This window comes from Halomonas sp., assembly GCF_029263665.1.
Taxonomy (GTDB): domain Bacteria; phylum Pseudomonadota; class Gammaproteobacteria; order Pseudomonadales; family Halomonadaceae; genus Halomonas.
Genome location: NZ_JAJUFQ010000018.1, coordinates 70,630 through 86,915, shown reverse-complemented (window position 1 = coordinate 86,915; position 16,286 = coordinate 70,630). Strand labels below are relative to the sequence as shown.

16 protein-coding genes are annotated in these 16,286 nt (G+C 58.3%); 11 read left to right on the top strand and 5 right to left on the bottom strand.

Annotated features, from left to right (window positions below; translation table 11 throughout):
* Positions 1–81 precede the first annotated feature (81 nt).
* The 4 genes from Q1K07_RS16150 to Q1K07_RS16135 all read left to right on the top strand — a co-directional run bounded on the left by Q1K07_RS16150 (position 82) and on the right by Q1K07_RS16135 (position 4,773).
* On the top strand, positions 82–666 hold the full coding sequence (locus Q1K07_RS16150; RefSeq protein ID WP_300313101.1) for a YecA family protein: 585 nt from the start codon (positions 82–84) through the stop codon (positions 664–666).
* On the top strand, positions 641–2,098 hold the full coding sequence (locus Q1K07_RS16145) for an aminopeptidase P N-terminal domain-containing protein (RefSeq protein WP_300313099.1): 1,458 nt from the start codon (positions 641–643) through the stop codon (positions 2,096–2,098). The genes Q1K07_RS16150 and Q1K07_RS16145 overlap by 26 nt, the downstream gene beginning before the upstream one ends.
* 55 nt (positions 2,099–2,153) lie before the next feature.
* Entirely contained in the window at positions 2,154–3,407 is a 1,254-nt protein-coding gene (gene ubiH, locus Q1K07_RS16140) for a 2-octaprenyl-6-methoxyphenyl hydroxylase (protein WP_300313096.1), read from the top strand.
* A 109-nt stretch (positions 3,408–3,516) separates the two neighbouring features.
* The gene (locus tag Q1K07_RS16135) at positions 3,517–4,773 is read left to right on the top strand and encodes a UbiH/UbiF/VisC/COQ6 family ubiquinone biosynthesis hydroxylase (protein WP_300313093.1); all 1,257 of its coding nucleotides are present in this window, start codon (positions 3,517–3,519) and stop codon (positions 4,771–4,773) included.
* Between the two features lie 47 nt (positions 4,774–4,820).
* On the opposite strand, the gene Q1K07_RS16130 is transcribed toward Q1K07_RS16135, so the two are convergent.
* From Q1K07_RS16130 to gpmI, 3 genes are all read right to left on the bottom strand, one after another.
* On the bottom strand, positions 4,821–6,125 hold the full coding sequence (locus tag Q1K07_RS16130; RefSeq protein WP_300313090.1) for a S41 family peptidase: 1,305 nt from the start codon (positions 6,123–6,125) through the stop codon (positions 4,821–4,823).
* 155 nt (positions 6,126–6,280) lie between these two features.
* Positions 6,281–7,408 (bottom strand): peptidoglycan DD-metalloendopeptidase family protein, encoded by a 1,128-nt coding sequence (locus Q1K07_RS16125; RefSeq protein WP_300313087.1) that lies wholly within the window; start codon positions 7,406–7,408, stop codon positions 6,281–6,283.
* A 74-nt stretch (positions 7,409–7,482) separates the two neighbouring features.
* Positions 7,483–9,054, bottom strand: coding sequence for a 2,3-bisphosphoglycerate-independent phosphoglycerate mutase (gene gpmI / locus Q1K07_RS16120; RefSeq protein ID WP_300313084.1), 1,572 nt, complete (start codon positions 9,052–9,054; stop codon positions 7,483–7,485).
* 407 nt (positions 9,055–9,461) lie between these two features.
* Between gpmI and Q1K07_RS16115 the strand changes: the two genes are divergently transcribed.
* From Q1K07_RS16115 to Q1K07_RS16105, 3 genes are all read left to right on the top strand, one after another.
* Complete coding sequence (locus Q1K07_RS16115; RefSeq protein WP_300313081.1) at positions 9,462–9,884, top strand: rhodanese-like domain-containing protein; 423 nt, start codon at positions 9,462–9,464, stop codon at positions 9,882–9,884.
* A 114-nt stretch (positions 9,885–9,998) separates the two neighbouring features.
* Positions 9,999–10,508: a protein-export chaperone SecB gene (gene secB / locus Q1K07_RS16110; RefSeq protein WP_300313078.1), complete on the top strand. Its 510-nt coding sequence runs from the start codon at positions 9,999–10,001 to the stop codon at positions 10,506–10,508.
* A complete protein-coding gene (locus tag Q1K07_RS16105; protein ID WP_300313076.1) occupies positions 10,508–11,248 on the top strand; it encodes a 16S rRNA (uracil(1498)-N(3))-methyltransferase in 741 nt (246 codons plus the stop codon). Before secB ends, Q1K07_RS16105 begins: the two co-directional genes overlap by 1 nt.
* A 234-nt stretch (positions 11,249–11,482) precedes the next feature.
* On the opposite strand, the gene Q1K07_RS16100 is transcribed toward Q1K07_RS16105, so the two are convergent.
* Entirely contained in the window at positions 11,483–12,079 is a 597-nt protein-coding gene (locus Q1K07_RS16100) for a histidine phosphatase family protein (RefSeq protein WP_300313073.1), read from the bottom strand.
* A gap of 146 nt (positions 12,080–12,225) precedes the next feature.
* Here Q1K07_RS16100 and phnD point away from each other — a divergent pair, with 146 nt between their 5' ends.
* From phnD to phnE (Q1K07_RS16080), 4 genes are all read left to right on the top strand, one after another.
* Positions 12,226–13,224 carry a phosphate/phosphite/phosphonate ABC transporter substrate-binding protein gene (gene phnD / locus Q1K07_RS16095; protein ID WP_300313071.1) on the top strand — a complete coding sequence of 333 codons (999 nt, stop codon included), beginning with the start codon at positions 12,226–12,228 and terminating at the stop codon, positions 13,222–13,224.
* A 63-nt stretch (positions 13,225–13,287) separates the two neighbouring features.
* Positions 13,288–14,073: a phosphonate ABC transporter ATP-binding protein gene (phnC, locus tag Q1K07_RS16090; protein WP_300313068.1), complete on the top strand. Its 786-nt coding sequence runs from the start codon at positions 13,288–13,290 to the stop codon at positions 14,071–14,073.
* Entirely contained in the window at positions 14,073–14,867 is a 795-nt protein-coding gene (gene phnE, locus Q1K07_RS16085; RefSeq protein ID WP_300313066.1) for a phosphonate ABC transporter, permease protein PhnE, read from the top strand. Before phnC ends, phnE (Q1K07_RS16085) begins: the two co-directional genes overlap by 1 nt.
* Positions 14,861–15,664 (top strand): phosphonate ABC transporter, permease protein PhnE, encoded by an 804-nt coding sequence (gene phnE / locus Q1K07_RS16080; RefSeq protein ID WP_300313063.1) that lies wholly within the window; start codon positions 14,861–14,863, stop codon positions 15,662–15,664. The genes phnE (Q1K07_RS16085) and phnE (Q1K07_RS16080) overlap by 7 nt, the downstream gene beginning before the upstream one ends.
* Positions 15,665–15,697: 33 nt before the next feature.
* On the opposite strand, the gene Q1K07_RS16075 is transcribed toward phnE (Q1K07_RS16080), so the two are convergent.
* A complete protein-coding gene (locus Q1K07_RS16075; protein WP_300313061.1) occupies positions 15,698–16,276 on the bottom strand; it encodes a hypothetical protein in 579 nt (192 codons plus the stop codon).
* Positions 16,277–16,286 lie beyond the last annotated feature (10 nt).

Here is a 16,286-nt window from a genome sequence, read left to right as displayed (position 1 = left end):
GATATCGATTGCCAGTCACTATATGAGAGCCCTCACGGACAGGTCAACGCCGTATCCCGGGGGGGTGAATGGAATATTACTATGTCATTGATCAGCGAACGTCAGGATTTTTCAACCATTGCCGATGTATTTCTCGTACATGGCAGCATGCAGTCCCCCGCCTTCCTTGATGGACGTCTGTGTGCATCCCTGGCACTTCACGACCTGAGTGCCGAAGCCTGGTTGGAAGAGGTATGCATGAGTCTTGGCGTTGAGCAGCCGCGCGACGAGCCCAGTGCTGAACGCCTGCTGGCCTGGCGTCGTCAGACCCTGGATGCCCTGGCGGCCAGTGAGCTGAACTTCGAGCCTCTCCTTCCGGATGACATGTTTTCTCTGGCCGAACGTGCCCAAGGGCTCAAGGAATGGACTCTGGGATTCATGGAAGTCATCGAGGACGCTGGTGATGATGCGCGCACCAAATGGTCGGCAGCCCTGCGCGAGGCCGTTGAGGATCTTGCCGGTCTGACGGCAATAGAAACCGACATTGACGACAGCGCCGAGAATGAGGGCGACTTATTCGCCTTGTCCGAGCATGCTCGCATGGCCGCGATGCTGCTTTACACTGAGCAGCACCCGGGCCAGCCCCAGGTGGAGAAGGTGGATGAGGACTCCAGGACCACGCACTGAATTATCCCATCATCAGCTTTCCAGGATCGCTGAACTCTCCCGAAAACTGATATCTGAACCTCCTGAGCCCATAAGCCTGGAGGAATACCGTCAGCGCCGCCAGGCGCTGATGGGCGTTCTCCCCTCCCCTGGTGTCGTTGTCGTGCGTGGTGCACATCCCGTAATACGCTCACGAGACAGTGAATACCCTTTCCGCCAGAACAGCGATCTGCATTATCTATGTGGCTTCCCCGAACCAGAAGCCTTGCTGGTGCTGTTACCTGAACCGTCGGGACAGCATGATGCCGATCGCAAGGACGCCACTGCTCTCAGCGTATTGTTTTGTCAGGGCCGGGATATAGCGCTGGAGCGCTGGATGGGGCCCCGTCTAGGTGCCAGCGGAGCTCGGAAACTGTTTGGTATCGATCATGCAATAGAAAACCGTGAACGGGAGGCGGCGCTTGATCACCTGCTTACCGGACAAGAACGGGTCTACTGCATGGCCGGAGACAAGGACCTGGTAACGGAGCTGGAAGCGAGCCGCGAACGCCTGGCATCCGTCGGTAAGGCACCACCTCAGTTTCACGACCTGACATCGTACCTGGCCACACAACGCATGCTGAAAAGCCCGGCTGAAATCGCTTTGCTGGAGCATGCAGCGAAAATCTCAGCGTTGGGCCATCTGCGTGCCATGGCTTGCATCGGGCCGGGCTTGAAGGAATATCAGCTACAAGCCGAGATCGAACACATCTTTCGCTGGCATGGCGCATCTGCCCCGGCCTATGAGTCGATTGTGGCGGGAGGGGCGAATGCCTGCGTACTGCACTACATTGAGAACGACGATGTCGTGCAGGATGGCGATCTGGTGCTGGTGGATGCCGGTGCTGAGTTTGCTTTATATGCGGGTGACATCAGTCGCACATTTCCAGCATCAGGGCGGTTCAGTAAACCCCAGCGTGCCCTGTACGATCTCGTGCTGCACGCCCAGAGTCGTGCTATCGAGGCCGTGCGTCCTGGCGTCAGCCTGGAGGACATCCACCGTGGTGTCGTGCGTGATCTGACTTCGGGCCTGATTCGCCAAGGGGTGCTGGAAGGACCTCTGGATGCTCGCTTGGCAGACCATAGCATTGCACCCTACTACCCGCATGCGACCTCCCACTGGCTGGGCCTGGATGTTCATGACGCAGGCGCCTATCGCGAGAATGACGGTCGCTCACGCCTGCTGGAGCCAGGAATGGTGCTCACGATCGAGCCCGGGCTCTATATACACGAGCAGAACATATCGAAAGACACGGATGTGATGGTTCTCCGGGAAGTGTTCCTGGGAGGGCAGTGTGGCGTGGGTGTACGTATTGAAGATGATGTGGTGGTGACGGCTGATGGAGGTCGGGTCATCACCTCAGATGCTCCCAAGCAGGTGGATGATATTGAAGCCTGGATGAATACTGATTAGCCAGTTAGCAGGCTATCAGACTTGCTGTTACGTAATGATTTTTACAGGAAAGAATATGCCGGGTTTTCAGGCTGGTGTCTCATGCGCGACGAGGGATTGCGATTCATCGTTATTATGTAATGTGGATGTTGCCATCATTGGTGGAGGCTTGGTTGGCGCTAGTCTTGGGGCGGCTCTGGCACCGCTTGTGCAGCGTAAGGGACTCCGAGTGGCCATTATCGAAGCCTTTCCTGTTCTCGATGCGAATCAGGAAATGTGGCAACCCAGCTTTGATGCCAGGTCCAGCGCCATTGCGGCAGGGTCTGCCGCTCATTTCGAAAAGCTGGGGGTATGGCCGCAGATGGCCGAACAGGCCAGCCCGATCTCACTGATCCATGTCAGTGAACGGGGACGCCTGGGGGTGACCAGGTTGCGAGCGGCCGAGCTGGGTGTTGCAGCCATGGGGTATGTCGTCCCCAACGAATGGATGGGGCGAGTACTGCAGCGTCATCTGGCGACGTTGCCGCTGGAGTGGTTCTGCCCTGCGAAGGTGGAAAGTATTCAGGCCGTGAAAGAAGGGCATCGCCTTCGTCTCTCGACAGGCCAGACATTGCAGGCAGGTTTGACGGTACTAGCGGATGGCGGTCGGTCAGGGATGAAGGAAGCGTTGGGTATCGCAAGCGATACCGAGTCCTACGATCAGGTCGCCCTGATCACCAATGTGACGGTCAGCCGTCCTCATCGCGGTACCGCCTATGAGCGCTTTGCGGCGGAAGGGCCCATTGCCCTGTTGCCGTTGCAGGGGCAGTGCATGGGCCTGGTCTGGACGCACTCGCAGGGAGCCGAGCAGCGCCGTATGGAACTGTCGGATCAGGACTTCCTGGCCGAGCTTCAACATGCCTTCGGTGAACGTGCCGGGGCCTTTCTCAAAGTAGGGACTCGACATACCTACCCACTATCACTAGTGACGGCACGTGAGACAGTGCGCCCAGGGCTGGCGGTGCTGGGCAATGCGGCTCATGCTCTGCACCCTGTGGCCGGGCAAGGTTTCAATCTGGCCTTGCGTGGCGTCATGGATCTGGTCGAAGCGATCGAGAACGGCATGGCCAATGGGCAGGCACCCGGCAGTGCGGCAACACTTACGGATTTTGACGCTCGCCGCGAGTCGGATCGACGTAATGTTATTCGCTTCAGTGATGGCCTGATCCGCCTCTTCGATATCGATCAGCCACTGATATCCCATGTCCGTGCTGCCGGATTGATCGGCCTCAACCTTGCCGACCCTCTGCGTCGCACTCTGGCTCGTCGAGCCATGGGGGTTGAGAGATAGCGATAGAAAGATAGTAGTGGAGAGACTGTGGTGGAGAGATAGCGAGAGCAGGTCTCCCCAAGGGGCGGGTTATGAGATGATAGGCCAATCTGTTGAAGTGGACCTTGGGATGCAGGACAAGACTCAACAAGGTGCTGCGGCACCGCAGGATTTTGATGTTGTCATCGTGGGTATCGGCATGGTGGGGGCTGCACTGGCAGCCCTTCTTGGCCGTGACGGGCTGAGTGTGGCCATGGTCGATGCTCGTCCCTTTCCATTGTCCCTGGCGGGCGTGGGGGATGGCTTGCCGGCTCCCAGGGTCAGTGCACTGACTCCGGTCTCCCAGCGCTTGCTGGATGGTCTGGGGGCCTGGCAAACGATCTGCCAGCGCCGGGCGACACCCTATACCGCCATGCAGGTCTGGGACGGTGAGGGCTCGGGAGATATCACGTTCCGTGCCGATCAGGCCGGTGTCGCGACCCTGGGGCATATCGTCGAGAACGATGTGGTGCTGGCTGCGCTCGAAGAGCAACTGGAGCGAATGCCCAATGTGGTGCGTATCTATGCGCACAAGGTGTCTTCCCTGGATGAGCATGGGGAAAGGCGGACCGTCATGCTGGATGATGGTCGCAAGCTCAGGGCTGCTCTGGTGGTAGGTGCCGATGGCGCACGTTCGCACTTGCGTAGCATGGCAGGAATCGATATCAGCGAGCGTGATACGGGGCATCATGCCTTGGTCACGACGGTGCGTACCGCTCTTCCCCATGCTGCCACGGCTCGCCAGGTGTTCCTTGCCAATGGCCCTTTGGCATTTCTACCGCTCACGGTAGATGGTGACGATCACTATTGCTCCATCGTCTGGTCGACCGCTCCTGAGCACGCCAGCGAGTTGGCGTCCCTGTCGCGCGAGGCGCTGGGGCAAGCCATGGCCCAGGCCTTCGATTACCGTCTCGGCAAAGTGGAGGTTCTCGACGAAGCGCGTACTTTCCCCTTGTCTCAACGCCATGCTGTGACCTATCACCTGCCCGGGGTAGCGCTGGTCGGTGATGCCGCTCATAGCATTCATCCATTGGCGGGGCAGGGTGTGAATCTGGGGCTGATGGACGCCGCGGTGCTTGCTGAAGAACTTCTGGTGGGCCGTCGTCGAGGTGTCGGCTTCGGTGAAACGGCTGTGCTGGCTCGTTATGAACGCCGTAGGCGTGGAGACAACGCGGCCATGCTGGTGCTGATGGATGGTTTTCGTCAGCTGTTTGGTGCTCGGCACCCGGCGTTGACTCTGTTGCGCAATCTCGGACTCTCCAGCGTCAATCGGCTGTCTCCGCTCAAGCGTCTGCTGATGCAGCAGGCAACAGGGCAGAGAGGCCGGCTACCTCTGTCCTGTCGCTGAGTGGGTTCGTTGAGTGGATGATGGCTGGGGCACTGCCTGGCAGTGGCTCAGCCAGCATTGCGCTGGCCAAGCACATTCAAGGCCTTGAGCAGGTTGAGAGCTTCACCCACCTGATAGTCCTTGGTCAGAAGCTCACTGCGTTTTGCCTGGTCAGACGGCTTGCCATTGCCGAGGTGCCCTTCCAGGTCCGCTTCTCTCACTCCACGCACGCCGTTATTCTGGGATATTTTCAGCTGGCCACGCACGACCTCTACATCCGGCTCTATGCCCTGTGCTTGAATGGAACGGCCATTTGGGGTGTAGTACAACGCGGTCGTCAGCTTGAGACCTTCTCCATTCCCCAGTGGCATGATCTGTTGAACAGAGCCCTTGCCGAAGCTTTCCGTGCCCATGACTACGCCGCGCCGCTGATCCTGCAAGGCTCCCGCGACGATTTCGGCTGCCGAGGCACTACCACCGTTGATCAGAATCACCAGTGGTACGTTGGGTGCTGCCGTGCGGGAAGTCGCCGAGAAGCGCATGCGGCTGTCGGGCAGGCGGCCCTCGGTATAGACAATCAAGCCGCTGCTGAGGAAGGCATCGGCCACATCCACTGCGGCCTGGAGTACACCGCCGGGGTTGTTGCGCAAGTCCAGCACCAGCCCTGAGAGAGGGGCGTCTTCACTGAGCTCTTCCAGGGCATCGACTGCCTGGTCGCCAGTACGGGCCTGGAACTGGCTGATACGCAGGTAGCCATATCCTGGCTCGAGCATTTCGCTCTTCACACTTTCGGTACGAATGAGTTCCCGGGTCAGCGTCACTGTGCGAGGCGTGCCATCGCCTGCGCCAAGGATCGTCAGTTCTATGCTGCTTCCCGGTTCTCCGCGCATCAGGTCCACGGCTTCCTGCAACCCCATGCCATCGGTAGGTGTCTGGTCGATGCGCAGAATCGTGTCCCGAGCATGGAGACCAGCGCGCTGTGCAGGTGTGTCGTCGATGGGCGTGACCACGATCAACTGACCATTTTCCATGCCAATCTCAATACCGATGCCCCCGAACTCTCCCTGAGTGCTTTCTTCCAGGTCGCGGTAGGCATCCGCATCGAGGTAGGCCGAATGAGGGTCCAGCTCGCTGAGCATGCCTCGCATCGCGTTCTTGAGCAGTGTCGCGTCGTCGACATCTTCGACATAGGCGCGCTTGATGCGTTCGAAGACTTCGGAAAAGGCCTGAATTTCTGCTACCGGCAAGTCATCGTCGTCTGTCGTTGATGTCTGGGCCTGGCCAATGAGTGGCCAGCCAATGACAGCAGCCAGCAGCAATGCGACACAGGGCTGGCGCAGAGATCCGAAAAAGGCAGCTGAAGGGATGGGCATGCGGACTCCGTGGCGCAATGGGGTTTCGACTTTGAGGTGGCAGGACCTGGGCCCTCAGCATAGCTTGTGCCGAGGGGGATGAAAAAGGGTAATGGAAAAGCCTGTGTCACAGAGAGGTGAAAAAATGTTGAGAAAGCCTGGCCCTGCAATGGCATTCAGCGCTGCGCAATCCAGCTCTGAGGGTTGATGGGCTGACCTGCGCGGCGCACCTCGAAATACAGTCCTGGAGCCGAGCGCCCACCGCTGTCTCCCACTTGGCCGATGGCCTGCCCCTTTTCCACGCGGGTACCGACGTCCACGCTGAACTGCTGCAGGTGGGCATAGAGCGTCATCACCTGATCGCCATGATCAATGATCAACAGATTACCGAAACCTCGCATCCAGTCCGCGAACACGACACGTCCGGCGTGTACTGCCTCCACCTTGGTGCCGGCGGCTGCCTGAATCAGAATGCCGTTATAGTGTACGCCGCGGGTCTGGTGATAGCGCGTCATCATCATGCCCTGTACCGGCCAGGGCAAGTCTCCACGAGTACGTTCAATGGCCGTGGATGGCGGTGGCTCGGACAGCCGCGCTACGGCTTCCTGGACTTCACGCAAGACACGTTCGGCATGTGCGCGGTCTTGGCTGAGCTGCTCCAGGCGCGAGGCTTCGGTGTCATAGCGCTGGTCGAGCTTGGCAACCACTGCCTGGCGCTCCTTGGTCTGGTCGGCGAGCACCTTGCTGCGCTTGTCCAGGTCTTCCTGCAGCGCATCAAGGCGTTGCTCTCGTTTATCGAGTTCATGCTGGTTGGCTACCAATTGCCGATCCAGCTCGGCCAAGGCATCGAGGCGCTCGTTACGCGCTTTGCTCAGGTGGTTGAGGTAGGTCTGCAGGCGGTCCAGACGGGAAGGGTCGCTTTCACTCAGCAGCAGTTTCAGCTGTGGCGTGGTGCCTAGTCGATAGAGGGCATCGAGCTGGCGTTTCAGTGCTTGAAGCTGGGCACTGCGTTCATCCTCCATGAACTGGCGTCTTTGTTCCAGTTCATCGACTTCCTTGGTCAACTGGCGACGGTCGTTCTGGATCATGTCCAACTGGTGATGGGTGTCGGCGAGTTCCGTCTCTACCTTGCGCAGGTCCTGGCTGGCTTCGTCGCGTGCTGCATCGGTATTGGCCAGGTTGCGGGTCGCCCCCTGAATCTGCTCGCCAATGGCATCCAGGCGAGCTCGTGCATCGCCTTCACTGGGCACAGCAATGCTTGAGCCTGCTCCCAGGCTCAAGCTCAGACCAAGCAGTAAGGCCATCAGGTCCCGACAACGCCGGCTTCTGGCCGGCGTATGGGCAAGTCTGTTGGTTTGGTGGTGCTGGAACGTCACGCTCACGATAGGGAGATTAGTACCTCGCCGGTCATTTCCTCCGGGATCGGCTGGTTCATCATGTTCAGCAGCGTGGGGGCAAGGTCGCACAGGCGGCCATCATCCTTCAGGCTGGCTGGACGCTCGCCGACGTAGATAAGCGGTACCGGGAAAGTGGTATGGGCTGTCTGGGGGTTGCCGGTTACCGGATGCACCATTTGTTCGGCGTTGCCATGGTCGGCGGTAATCAGGCAGGAGCCACCGGCTCGCTCAATGGCCTCGACCACTCGGCCGACACAGGCGTCGACTGCCTCGATGGCAGCCTTTGCAGCATTGAAGTCACCCGTGTGGCCGACCATGTCACCATTGGCGTAGTTGCAAACGATCAGGTCGTAGGCACCGCTATCGATGGCAGCTACCAGCTTGTCAGTGACTTCCGGGGCACTCATCTCCGGCTTTTCGTCATAGGTTTTCACATCCTGGGGAGAGGGTACCAGGATGCGGGTCTCGCCCTTGAATTCCTGCTCACGGCCGCCGGAGAAGAAGAAGGTGACGTGGGCGTATTTTTCGGTCTCGGCGATGCGCAGCTGCGTCAGTCCACGCTTTTCCATCACCTCACCCAAGGTGTTGACCAGGTCTTCCGGTGGGAAGGCCGAAGGCGCAGGAATATCGGCAGCATACTGGGTCAGCATCACCAGGCCGTCGGCTGCGAGCTGTGGTTGACGCTGGCGCTGGAAGCCATCGAAATCCTCAAGCACGAAGGCCCGGGCCAGTTCGCGGGCACGGTCGGCACGAAAATTGAGGAATAGAACGGCATCGCCGTCTTCACTGGCGACTGGCGTGGCGTGTGGCTGGATGCTGGTGGCACTGACGAATTCGTCGGTTTCTCCACGCTCGTAGGCAGCATCGAGGGCAGCTTCCGCGCTGGATGCAACATATTCACCATGACCCTCGGTGATCAGGCGATAGGCTTTTTCGACACGGTCCCAGCGGTTATCGCGGTCCATGGCGAAATAGCGGCCAATGATCGAAGCAACAAAGCCATTGTCGGCACCGACCAGTTCGGCCAGCTTGGCGTTGGCCTTTTCAATGGACGGGAGGGCACTTTTGGGTGCCGTGTCTCGGCCATCGAGGAAGCCATGAAGGTAGATGTTTCTGGCGCCTCGGCGGGCAGCCAGCTCCGCTACTGCCAGAAGATGGTCCTCGTGGCTGTGCACGCCGCCGGGAGACAGCAGGCCCAGAAGATGAACCGCCTTGCCTGCTGCCACGGCGGCATCAATGGGCGCCGTGAGGGTATTGTTGCTGTCCAGCTCACCATCTTCGATGGCTTTGGTGATGCGGGTGAAGTCCTGATAGACAATGCGGCCGGCACCCAGATTCATGTGGCCGACTTCCGAGTTGCCCATCTGCCCATCTGGCAGGCCGACATATCGGCCATCAGTGTGAATCAAGGTGTGTGGGCGCTCACTCCATAGGCGATCCATATTGGGAGTGTCGGCCTGCCAGATGGCATTGGATGAGGTGTCCTCATTGTGGCCGTAGCCATCGAGGATGATCAGTGCCACTGGGCGCGGCGCATTCGCGGAAGCAGTCATGCGGAAACAAACCTCTGGGTCTGGGTGACGTCTCCCAGCATCCTTCTCCGTGCTCGCCGATGATCAAGGCAGGCAATGGGTGCGGCAGATATACTGCGTTGCACACGGGATGTCCTGGGCTGTCATGGGTTGACGCTGGTGCCATGCGTTGCAACTACACGTCCATCCAGATGCCTGGGTATCGTCCATCTCGTGGCACTGGGGGTCGCGAGTCGCGTCTCCTTGCGGCATCATATCGCACGGTGGTGCCAAGCGTCATGCCGCGAGGGCTTGAAGGTCACTCTGCAGCAGGGGCTGAATGCGCAGCGGATAGTGCTGAGGCTCATGTATACTGGGCACCTTTGACGGCATCATGCCGTGTTAGTGAGCGTTCATTTTTCAGTATTGAAAAGAGATTAGCCGAGCCCATGATCGATCAGCTGTTCGAATTTGTGCAGAATCACCCAGTGTTGGTGGCAGCCTTCCTCGCCGTACTGACTGCCTGGCTACTGTATGAACTGCGCAATGCCAATGCCGGGGGAGTGACTCCCAATGAAGCGACCCTGCTGGTCAACCGCGAAGATGCGGTGATACTGGATATTCGCGACAAGAATGACTTCAAGGCGGGCCATATTGCCGGTGCTCGCAATGTTCCCCAGAGCAGCCTGGACGACCGCATGGCTGAACTTGATAAGTTCAAGAGCAAGCCCATTGTTGTGGTATGCAAGCATGGCCAAAGCTCTGGAGCCGTGCAGGCCAAGCTGAAGAAAGCTGGCTTCGAAAGGGTGCTGAAGCTGAAAGGTGGTATGACTCAGTGGCAGGCCGATAGTCTGCCCATCGTCAAGAAGTAGGAACCTGTCACAGGCCATCCACGCAGGACGGCTCGTTTATCCTGTGGCGGCGTGACATCATCGCCCATTATTTCATCGCCTATTATTTCATGGCTACGACGAAAGGATTGTTTCATGTCGGAAGATAATAACCAGAACGCCGGTGCACAGGCCGCAGGTCAGCAAGAGAAGCCGCAGCTGCAGTTCTCCCTGCAGCGTATCTATGTGAAGGATATTTCCTTCGAGGCTCCGAATTCTCCGTCGGTCTTCGCCCAGCAGTTCAAGCCCAAGGTGGCACTTGACCTGGATACGCGCAGTGAGAACGTTGGCGAAGACCTGTACGAAATTGTGGTCAAGGTCACGGCACAGGTCACCCACGCCGACAGTGGTACCACATGCTTCCTGGCTGAGGTGGAGCAGGCTGGACTGTTCCGCATCTCCGGTATCGAAGGCGATCAGCTCGACCATACTCTGGGTGCGTTCTGTCCCAACGTTCTGTTCCCCTACGCCCGCGAGTGCATTGACAACCTGGTCAACCGTGGTGGTTTCCCGCCGTTGATGCTGGCTCCGGTCAACTTCGAAGCGCTGTATGCGCAGAAGAAGATGCGTGCGCAGCAGCAGGCCGAGCAGGCCTCAACCCACTGATGACCGCTCCTGTCTTTCAAGGGCCGCGCATCCACGTTGCCGCCACGCTCGTTGCTGGCGGCAACGTCGTTCTACCCGAAGGACCTGCCCGTCACGTGGGGCGTGTGCTCCGGCTCAAGGCTGGAGAGCCCCTGGTGCTGTTTGATGGCGCTGGCCAGGAGGCGGCTGCGGAACTGACGGAAGTCGATCGCAAGCGCGTCGTGGCCCATGTAAAGGGCGTGCGCCAGGGGCAAGGCGAGTCACCTTTGACGGTGCATCTTGGACAGGCGATCTCCAAGGGGGATCGCATGGATTATGCCATCCAGAAAGCAGTGGAACTGGGTGTTGCGACAATTACTCCCTTGTACACCGAACATGGTGATGTACGACTCAAGGGGGAGCGCGAGGAAAAGAAGCTGGCGCATTGGCAGGCAGTGGCAGTGAGCGCCTGCGAACAGTGTGGCAGAGCCAGTGTACCTCAGGTGCATGCCCCTCTACCGCTTGCAGAGTGGCTGGTGGCCCGTGACGAGTCGCTCAGGCTGGTGTTGCACCCCGGAACGCCTGGCATCCTTGAGCGCACTGTGTCGGTAACCTCTGCCTGCGTTCTGATTGGTCCTGAAGGCGGCCTTTCTGCCAGAGAGGTCGAAGAGGCTGAAGCCTCTGGGTTTGCAGCCTTGACGTTAGGTCCGCGCATTCTGCGCACCGAAACCGCTCCCGTAGTGGCCTTGAGTCTATTGCAGGCCAGGTTCGGGGATCTCTGAGGCGATACGCTTCTTGGCATGTCTTTTCCACAGGCTTCTTCTCGTTGTATTCAACAAGGAAGCAAGCTTGTGGAGCGCTTTTCCGCAGGCTGATGACAGCTTATCCACAAAGTGTTACGGGACTAACTCACAACTCTGTCCACAAAGGTTTTGTCCACAACTGCTCGTCCACAGCCACCAGTCCACAACTGCGGCCAATAAGGTGGTGGGCACAAGCCTTGTTTCAGCGCTTGTTTAGTGACCAATCAGGGGACGGATGTCCGCAGGCGCCAGAGGAAAATGCTCCCGATGGCTACGCAAGTCATGCCCGGCGGCGGCTGTCAGCAGGATCTGCAGTGGATCGCCGTGGCTGACCAGAAGTAATGTGGCTTGCTGATAGCCCTTTTCCAGTTCCTGGATCAATTCAATCAATCTATTGGCTACCTGGCGCACACTTTCCACTCCTCCGCCGGTGTGGTCAGGGTTTCTGGCATCTTCGTCCCATACCTGCTGATAGGCGGAATCCGGCAGCATGTCGAGTTCGCCAAAGAATCGCTCACGCAGACGAGGTTCTGGGTCCGAAGGGACATCAAAGTGCTCGGCTACTCTGAGCGCCGTTTCCCTGGTGCGTAGAAAGTCGGAATACAGGATGCGCTGGGGAGGAGCCAAGTGCCATTCCGCCAAGCGCACGAGAATTTGCTCTTGTCCTTTGGTCGATAGGCCATAACCACTCAGGCCATGTTCCGGAGACGACACGATCAGTCCCATGGCATTGCCCTGGCTATGGCCGTGCCGCATCAGCAGATAGTGGTTATGGAGCCGTGCGAAGTCCAGGCTCGGAGTGTTTGACATCGGATTGTCACATTCTAGATTGAAGAGGTGGATGTTCGTAATCGCACATATTTGTGCAGGTGCGTTCGTCTTCGAACTCTTGGCCTGCCATCCCGGCCGGTATAACCATCACGATAGACTACAACACACAATTAATGAGGCACGCCATGCGATATTTGTCCTGGCAGGTTCGCCTGCTTCCGAGTGCGGCTGTCTGTGCCGCTCTTCTTGCCTCCATGGGGCTGACGTTCAGTACTGCCTATGCCGAAGACTGTCCGCGAGGGGAACTCGATCGGTTGTACTGTGACCACGATGGTGACCTGGTGGCGGATGCACCCACTGATCCTGAAGAGTTCGTCAATCCAGATACCCTGATCTTTGCCTATACCCCGGTGGAAGATCCGGCCATATATGCGGATATCTGGCAGCCTTTCATTGATCATCTCGAGTCAGTGACTGGCAAGGATGTACGCTTCTTTGCCGTGCAGTCCAACTCTGCCGAGGTCGAGGCCATGCGTAGTGGGCGTCTGCATATTGCGGGCTTTTCCACTGGGCCTACCCCCTTTGCCGTCAATCTGGCGGGAGCCGTGCCATTTGCTCTGATGGGCTCTGATGATGGAAGTTTTGGCTACACCTTGCAGGTCTACACCCAGGCGGACTCGGATATCCAAAGCATGGAGGATCTCAAGGGCAAGCGGGTCGCTCATACCTCACCGACATCCAATTCCGGCAATCAGGCTCCCCGAGCCTTGTTCCCTGATCAGGGAGTGGTGCCCGATAAGGATTATGAGGTGACGTATTCCGGTAGTCATGACCAGTCGATGCTTGGTGTGGTGGCTGGAGATTACAACGCTGCGCCGGTGGCATCGGAAGTGGTCGAGCGCATGGCGGCTCGCGGCCTCTATGATGAAGACAGTGTGCGCATGATCTACGAATCCGATCGCTTCCCGACCACATCCTATACCTATGCCCATGATCTGGATCCGGAGCTGGTAGAGAAGATCAAGGAAGCCTTCTTCAGCTTCGACTTCGTGGGTACTGAACTAGGAGAGGAATTCGATGGCGTCGAGAAGTTCATCCCCATCACCTACAAGGACCAGTGGAACGTGATTCGCACCATTCAGAAAGCCAATGGTGTGACCTATACCCCTGACAATCTGGAATGATCCAAAACACCCGGCCTCTGGTTCATGCAGGGGCCGGCCATTGCCGATGGGCCAGGAGTCGTAATGCTCGAGATTTCTCAGCTGGTCAAACGTTACGGTCATGATGAGCCAGTCTTGAAAGGCTTGGATCTTTCCGTCGAGGGTAATTCTGTCGTATCCATCGTCGGTGCTTCAGGCGCTGGCAAGAGCACCTTGTTGCGCTGTATCAATCGCTTGATTGAGCCTACCTCTGGCTCAATCAAGCTGAATGGTACAGAACTGTCCACCCTCAAGGGGCAGGCACTGCGTAATGCACGTCGCCGTATTGGCATGGTGTTCCAGGGGTTCAATCTTATCGATCGCCTGACCGTCATGGAGAATGTACTGGCGGGACGGTTGGGTTATGTGACTTTCCTGCAGGCATGGCGGCGTCGCTTCCCCCAGGAGGACATCGAGCGTGCCTTCCAGCTCATGGAGCGGGTTGGCATCGCGCAATATGCCAACAAGCGTGCTGATGAACTGTCCGGAGGAGAGCGCCAACGGGTGGGGGTAGTGAGGGCACTGATGCAGGAACCGGATATTCTGTTGGCCGATGAACCCACGGCCTCTCTGGATCCGGTCACCAGCGAGCAGATCATGAAACTGATGCGCTCATTGGCCAGCGAGCTGTCTCTGCCAGTGTTGATCAACATCCATAACGTGGCACAGGCGCGAGCCTATACCGAGCGTATCGTTGGGCTGCGTCATGGCCGGTTGATCTTCGATGGCCCTCCTGAGCGCTTCGACAAGGCGGCCCTGGACCAAGTCTATGGTGGAATAGAAGCCCCGGATGAATCCATGGCGCCGACCCCCGCAGAGGAGAATGTCTGATGTCGAGCACTCCTCATCGCTGGCGCAGGCAGCCTTTCATTGCCAACCCCTGGCTACGTTGGACGCTGATTGCCGGTGTGCTTACCTACCTGGGCTGGGCATTGGCAACCCTGCCATTCGATTGGCAACGTATCGGTGAAGGCCTGCCCCGGGCGGTACGTATCTTCGGCGGGGGACTGCCACCTGATTTCGACCGCTATCAGCTCTTGCTGGATGGTTTCAAGGAAAGTTTTCAGATAGCACTGCTGGCGACATTGCTGGGCGTGCTGCTCTCGATCCCCTTCGCCGTGATGGCGGCCCGCAATATCGTGCCACGCCCGGTATATCTGGTCGGGCGCGCCATCATCATCGTTGCGCGCAGTTTCCATCCGGTGATCGTTGCCATCCTGTTCGTCAAGGCGGTGGGGTTTGGGCCTCTCGCTGGCATTTTGACATTGACGCTGTATTCCATTGGCTTCGTTGGCAAGCTGCTGGCGGAAGAAATCGAGGAAATCGACTGGGGACAGGTCGAGGCCATGCGTGCGGTGGGGGCGGGGTATCTGTCGACGCTCCTCTATGCGGTTTTCCCCCAGATTCTGCCACGTCAGATCGGTCTGTCCATGTATCAGCTTGACAGCAATCTGCGAGCATCGGCAGTGGTAGGCATCGTGGGTGCTGGTGGAATAGGGAGCACACTGATGAACGCTTTCGGCCGTTATGACTATGACTTTGCCTTTGCCATCCTGCTGGTGATCATCGCGGTGATCCTGGTCAGTGAAGGCGTTAGTGGCTGGGTGAGGAAGCGCGTATGGTGATGGAGCCAATGGAACAGCGTGTCTGGACCCGCTACGACCGGCGTGAACGCTGGGTGCGCCTGGCGATCATGTTGCTGGTGGCGGCCATCATGGTCTGGGCTGTACGTGATGTGGACATCTACTGGCCATGGGTATGGGATGCGCCGGTGCAGATACATGGCCTGCTCGAGCGGATGTGGCCGCCGGATCTACGCCAGGCGAATGACATCCTTACCGCTCTGGTCGAGACAGTGCATATCGCGACCCTGGCCACTGCACTGACCATCTTCGCAGCATTGCCGGTGTCCTATATCGCAGCCCAGAACACTACCCCGAACAAAGCCTGTCTATGGCTTGGGCGCTTTATTCTGGTGGCTAGCCGCTCTGTAAACACCATTATCTGGGCACTGTTGTTCGTCGCCATTTTTGGTCCGGGCGTCCTGGCAGGAATTCTCGCGATCATGTTCCGCTCCATCGGCTTCGTCGGCAAATTGATGGGAGAAGCCATCGAGGAAATCGATCGCAAGCCGGTAGAGGCAATGGAGGCTACGGGAGCAGGGCGCGCCAAAGTGATTCTTTATGCCGTGGTCCCCCAGGTGATGCCGGCCTTCTTTGCCATCATCATTCTGCGCTGGGATATCAACATTCGTGAGTCCACGGTGCTGGGGTTGGTGGGTGCCGGTGGCATCGGCGTGATCCTGCAAGGTGCCATTGATACCTTTGCCTGGCCAACCGTAGCCACCATTCTTTGCGCCATTATTCTGCTGGTATTGATAGGCGAAGCCATCACCAGTCTGTTGAGGCGTAAAGTACTATGAATAAAGGAGATGTTGTGGGTTTTTGATGATGCGTCAGCGGCTGGACTGACACAGCTTCCGTATGCGTGAAAGCGCTTCGCTGGCGCCGTTCAACGAGAAGGTCATGAACCAGTAGTCGTCCAGGCTTTCGCTCATGCGGATACGCAAGTGGAGCTGTTGCCCGGTGCTCATTTGAGCTTCCAGCAACGGCATGTCGATATCGTGGAAGCGCAGGTAGAGGCCATCGTCCCCACGTTCAGTGGACAAGGCCACGCGCCCGGTCATGGCAGGGTTCTCATCGACCAGTACATCGGCTGGAACCTCGTTGACTTGGCCCGAGACAGCCTGCTGTTCACCCAGGCCTGAACGCATTTCCAACCAGTGCCGAGTACAGCGCCCGGGGGTGGCGTTGATACTGAGCATGGCATCGGTGTAGCTCGACCGTTCCACCGCGCGAATATGCTGTTCCTGGCCAAGGCTGACGACCAAGGATTCCCAGTCCTGATGTTGTTGTTGCTGTTGAGTATTGAAGCTCACGGCCTGGGCCATGGAGGCCAGGCTGATGCACGACAGCAGGGTCAGTACAGCCAGAGCGCAGGGACGGCGCTGGCCCAGAGACAAGGGAAAAGGCATGGCAACTCCT